Raw genomic sequence first — 3,449 nt, 5'->3', positions numbered from 1 at the left:
GGGTTGTCCAGCCGTCCGGCACCGGGGAGACCGCGATGAACGTCGGGAGCGGCGCGGTCTCCAGCGGTCCCGGCGAGTCGCAGTACGCCACCGCGACACCGCGATCGATCTCCGGCATGTCGATGACCTCGACCGGGTCCTCGTGCACCGTGACCAGGTCGTGGTCGCGGACGAAGCGCGTCTGCGCGGCGAAGGCGTCCGCGCAGAACCGCAGGATCGTGTCGCCGTCGGGGGCGTCCGCCGCCAGCTGGTCGAGCACCGCGCGCGGCGTGCCGCCGAGCGAGGCCGCGACCCTGTTGACCTCTTCGGTGACCCGGTCCAGGTCGGCTTCCGCGCGGGCCAGGATGGCGTCGGCGTCCGCGGCGGCGCTCAGCGTCAGCGACAGCTTGCGCGCGAACCGCTCCGGGCCGATCCGCGGATCGGCGAAGTCGCCGCCGTCGGCGAGCTTCGCCTTCAGCCAGTCGCGGTGCGCCACGAGCGCTTCGAGTGCGGCCGGGCGGACCTTGGCCATCTCGGCGGCCACCGTGTCGGTGGCCTTCGCCAGTGCCCGGTCGACCTCGTCGCGGACCATCCGGATCGTCCCGTCGAACTGCGTGATCGCGGTCTCCAGGTGGACCTGCGGCATCGCGCCGAGCAGGCCGCGGGCGTCCGCCAGGGCGGCGGGGACCTGCGCGAGCCGGCCGGCGAGGGACATCAGCCGCTCAGGCAGCGGCGCGAAATCCCTGACAAGCAGCCCGTAGATCGCCCGGCCAGGATTGGCGGCCAGCGGGTTCCACGTTTCCTCCCGCAACTCGTCGAGTCCGAACAGCCGGCGGGCGACGTCGTCGGCGAGCATCGCGGCGTCCACCGCGAGCTGGCGGCCGAGCGATCCGGAATCCAGCGCCGCCAGCCGGTCCGCGAACCCCGCCAGGGCGGAGCGTTCGGCGTCGAGAGCCGCCTGTGTCTGTTCGGCGAGACGGTCGTCGAAGCGGTGGTCGCCGAGTCTGGTCGCGGTATCCGGGTGGCGCTGTGTCAGGTCATCCAGGTATTCGCGCGCCAGGACCGTGAATTCCTCGTCAGCGCGCACTCAGTCACCGTCTTTCCTGAATATCGACACCAGGTCGTTCATGTCTTCGATCCTGGCGCGGTAGCCGGGGTCGACAATGGACACGAGGTTTACGGCGGCCCACAGCAGCGCCACGAGAACCACCACGTCATCGAGCGGGCCGGCCAGCGTTACGCCAAAGTGCCGGGCGGCAATGACGCAGCCGATCGGTATGACGGCCACGAGGAGTTTTTTCGTCACCCGGAAGACCCTGGCCGTGACTGCCCGCTTGAAGGTCGCTGCCGCCATGGTCGGCAGCAGCCCGTATTCGCTCAAGGCGAAGATGGCGATGTACCGAGCGACGATTACCGGCAGGTCGCTGGCCGTCGAGTCATCGCCAAGCGCGACCCGCACCTGCAATTGCCGGAGATAAGTGGCCGCGTCGTCGCAGTGCAGTCGCAAATTCTCGCGCGCGACCGGGTCCGGCACCGCCAGCGCGGCCGGCAGCCTGATCTGCAGGTAGACGGCGACCTGTTCGAGATCCCGGCACACGAGACCCTTGACGCGGACGCTGTCGAACCGCTGCGGTGCCCTCTGCAGGTTCCGAAGCAGCCTGATCAGCGTGCCAGTTACCACGATGTCGGGCCGGCGCTTCGCCAATGACGTATCCATGGCCGCGTCGATGATCACGATGAGCACCATGCTGACCGCGACGATGGCTATCTGAGCGGCGCAGAGGGCAATTCCGGCGACTATCGCCGCGGCGACCTGGCCGTCATGGCGCGGAACTACGTCCCAGGGACGCTGGAAGCTGCCGTGGTCGACCGCGAGCGTGACGCCGATAATCGCTACCGGCGTCAAGAGCATGACGGCCAGCGTGGACAGTCTGGCTGTCCCTGATGGCGTAAGCTCCACGATGACGCTCAGGATGGCCATGGTCACGAAGAAGGCCACGACAGGCACAATGAAAAGCACCGCCGGCTTACGGGAGTAATCGAGGAGCGCGCTCACCCAAATGGTGCCGCCGAGCAGCAGGGCGATGAGAGCACCCAGGTAGGCATTGGCCAGGTACCCGCGGACGACGTCGGCGCGAGCGCGCACCACCGCATAGCGCCGCAAGCCGGCCCGCACATTGGGCCAATCGGCCTCGTCGATGTAAAAGAGCGTTATCAGGCCATAGGCGTATATTTCCTTGGCACGCTTGAATGTCGCCTTTAGGGTGGCATCCCGGATGGGCGCTTGCGTCGCCTTCAGCAGCACGGCTGTTTCGCGGCGTCGGGCCCTCGGTCTGTCACCCTCCGTGGCAGAGTCAGCAGTAGCCACTCGACGACCCTTCCTGAGCGCGGCACCGTGCGGATCCCAGTTCGGCCGCGGGCTCTTCCGTTGAATATAGTCCCGATCCCGCCCGCCGTCCGCGCCCCCTTTCCGGGGTGCCGGGCACGCAACACCAGCCTCTGCTGTTCAGTTGAGCTGACCCCGGCGACCTCCGTTGGCTCCTGGCAGGTCCGTTTCGCTGTCGCGGAACTAGGGGCCCAGGACGGGACGGGGCGGGGCGGCTGGCGGGCTAGGCCGGGCCGCGGCGCGTCCAGCCGGGGCTCAGGACCCGCAGCCTCAGGTCGTCGGGGTTGACCTCCTCGCCGCAGTGGCGGCAGACGACCGCGGTGTCCAGGTCGTGCCCGCACGAGTGGCCGAACACCGCGGGCGGGGTGTCGACCGCCCACTTGTCGCCCCAGGTGCGCAGCGCGAGGAGCACCGCCCGCAGTTCCTCGCCGGCCTGGGTGAGCTCGTATTCGTAGCGCGGCGGGTGGTCGCTGTACTGGCGGCGCGCCACCACGCCCGCCGCCTCGAGCGCGCGCAGCCGGGCGGCGAGCCGGTCGCGGGGCGCGCCGGTGTTCCGCGCGATCACGTCGAAGCGCTTGTTGCCGAAGGAGATCTCGCGCACGGCAAGCAGCGCCCACTTCTCGCCCACCAGGTTCAGGGCGGCGGCCATCGAGCACGGGCGGCCGGGCAGATCATCGCGCATGCCAGGCAGTCTACATCAGTTGCGAAATCAAACCTACTCAGGTTAGGCTCGGGTTGGATTTTCAAACTTGAAGGGAGGCGCGTGGATAACAGCAAGAAAATGGCGTTCGCGCCGGTGTTCGCGGTCGTCGCCGCGGGCATCGCGATGGTGAACCTGGACCTGTTCATCGTGAACGTCGCGCTGCCGTCCATCGGCCGGGCGTTCGGCGGCACGGACCTGGCGTCGCTGTCGTGGGTGCTGAACGCCTACGCGATCGTGTTCGCCGCGCTGCTCGTCCCGGCCGGGCGGGCCGCCGACCGGATCGGGCGGCGCACCGCCTTCCTGGCCGGCGTCGTCGTGTTCGCGCTCGCGTCCGCGGCCTGCGCCGCCGCGCCGAACGTCTGGGTGCTCGTCGCCGCGCGG

Annotated in this window: 4 protein-coding genes; 1 reads left to right on the top strand and 3 read right to left on the bottom strand. The window is 69.2% G+C overall.

The annotated features are described in order from the left end of the window. The 3 genes from Q1N79_RS23300 to Q1N79_RS23290 form a co-directional block, all read right to left on the bottom strand. On the bottom strand, positions 1–1,066 hold a 1,066-nt coding region (locus tag Q1N79_RS23300; protein WP_300612409.1), incomplete at its 3' end, for a DUF885 family protein. Beyond that, positions 1,067–2,284, bottom strand: coding sequence for a hypothetical protein (locus Q1N79_RS23295; protein ID WP_300612408.1), 1,218 nt, complete (start codon positions 2,282–2,284; stop codon positions 1,067–1,069). 304 nt (positions 2,285–2,588) lie between these two features. Further along, complete coding sequence (locus Q1N79_RS23290) at positions 2,589–3,047, bottom strand: helix-turn-helix domain-containing protein (RefSeq protein WP_300612406.1); 459 nt, start codon at positions 3,045–3,047, stop codon at positions 2,589–2,591. 81 nt (positions 3,048–3,128) lie between these two features. On the opposite strand from Q1N79_RS23290, the gene Q1N79_RS23285 reads away from it, so the two are divergent. Beyond that, a partial coding sequence (locus tag Q1N79_RS23285; RefSeq protein WP_300612404.1) for an MFS transporter occupies positions 3,129–3,449 on the top strand: 321 nt, incomplete at its 3' end.

This window comes from Trebonia sp. (assembly GCF_030042015.1).
In the GTDB taxonomy this organism is placed as follows: Bacteria; Actinomycetota; Actinomycetes; order Streptosporangiales; family Streptosporangiaceae; genus Trebonia.
Note: the sequence above shows the minus strand (reverse complement) of the source record. Positions and strands in the feature narration are given on the sequence as shown.